The organism is Streptomyces glaucescens (assembly GCF_002154375.1).
In the GTDB taxonomy this organism is placed as follows: Bacteria; Actinomycetota; Actinomycetes; order Streptomycetales; family Streptomycetaceae; genus Streptomyces; species Streptomyces glaucescens.
On sequence record NZ_MUND01000834.1, the window covers coordinates 1 to 1,425 of the forward strand.

Annotated in this window: 1 protein-coding gene; it reads right to left on the reverse strand. The window is 75.4% G+C overall.

Features of this window, described 5'->3' with window-relative positions; all coding sequences use genetic code 11:
- On the reverse strand, positions 1-1,425 hold a 1,425-nt coding region (locus tag CCN42_RS37950), incomplete at both ends, for a beta-N-acetylhexosaminidase (RefSeq protein WP_107427718.1).

A 1,425-nucleotide genomic window follows, 5' to 3' on the forward strand; every position in this document is an offset into this window, starting at 1 on the left:
GTGGTGTGTTGGGTGGGGGGTCGCGCGGAGGGCGCCGTACGGGCGGACGCCGCGCTGGACGGCGGCGTGGTCGGGAGGTGGTGACGGCGGACGCCGAGGGCGTCCAGCCGCCGGGTGTGCGCGGTCAACCGCCTGGTGAAGTCCGTCCAGGTGGTGGGGCCGGTCCAGGCCCGCTCGGCGAGTGCACACAGCCGGGGGTAGGCCAGGCGGTCGAGGTCGGCGGCCGTGGGGGCGAACTCGGTCCAGATCTGTGCCTGGGTGCCGAGGACCCGTCCGCCGCCGGGTGCCGGGGCCGTCGGTTCGGGGTCGCCGCGGTGGACGGTGCGCAGGTCGACGACGGGGCCGGGCTGGACGGGCGTACCGCCGGGGTCGTCGTCCTGTGCGTAGTCGAGGTAGGTGGTGCGGTGGTGGGTGAGGACGACGTCGTGCCCGCGGCGCAGGGCTTCGGCGGCGTGGGCGGGTTCACGCCAGCTCATCGCGGTGAAGCCGGGCGGAAGGGCGCTGCCGGTCTCGGCCCAGGCGACGGGGTGGCGGCCGTGCTCCCGCAGGTACGATCCGGCCCGGCCGAGGAGCCAGCCGTGGAGGTCGGCGGGGCGGGAGAGTCCCTCGGCGGCGGCGCGGGCCCTGGCGGTGGGGCTCTCCTCCCACTCGGTGGTGGGGCACTCGTCGCCTCCGAGGTGGATGTACGGCGAAGGGAAGACGTCCATGACCTCGCCGAGGACGTCGTGCACGAAGTCGAGTACGGCGTCGTGGACGCCGAGGACGGTGTCGCAGACCCCCCAGCGGGTCCACACGTCGAGCGCGCGGTCCGGGTGGTTGCCGAGGTGGGGGTAGGCGGCGAGGGCGGCGCGGACGTGTCCGGGCATCTCTGTCTCCGGCACCACGCTGACGCCCCGCCGGGCCGCGTAGGCGACCAGGCCGGTGAGTTCGGCGCGGGTGTAGGCGCCGCCGTGCGGGCGGTCGTCGAAGCCGGTGGTACCCACGGAGCCGGTGGCGCCCGCTGGGTCGGTCATGGAGCGGGCGCGGCGGGCACCCACCGTCGTCAGCCGGGGGTATGCGGCGACCGGCATCCGCCACCCCTGGTCGTCGGTGAGGTGGAGGTGCAGGACATTGAGCTTGTGCAGTGCGAGCAGGTCGACGTGGCGGCGGAGGGTGTCGGCGTCGTGAAAGTGGCGCGCCACGTCGAGCATCAGGCCGCGCCAGGGACGGTGCGGCACGTCGGTGATCTCGGTGCAGGGAAGCTCCCAGCGGTCGACCCGCTCGCCGTCCGCGCCTTCGGCGGGGATCAGGGCCTGGTCCGGCAGGAGCTGGCGGACGGTCTGCACGCCGCGGAGCAGCCCCGTGGGGTGGGCCGCGCGGAGCAGGACGGAGCGGGGGGAGACGGTGAGTCCGTACCCTTCCCGGCCGAGGCCGCGCAGCCCGGCG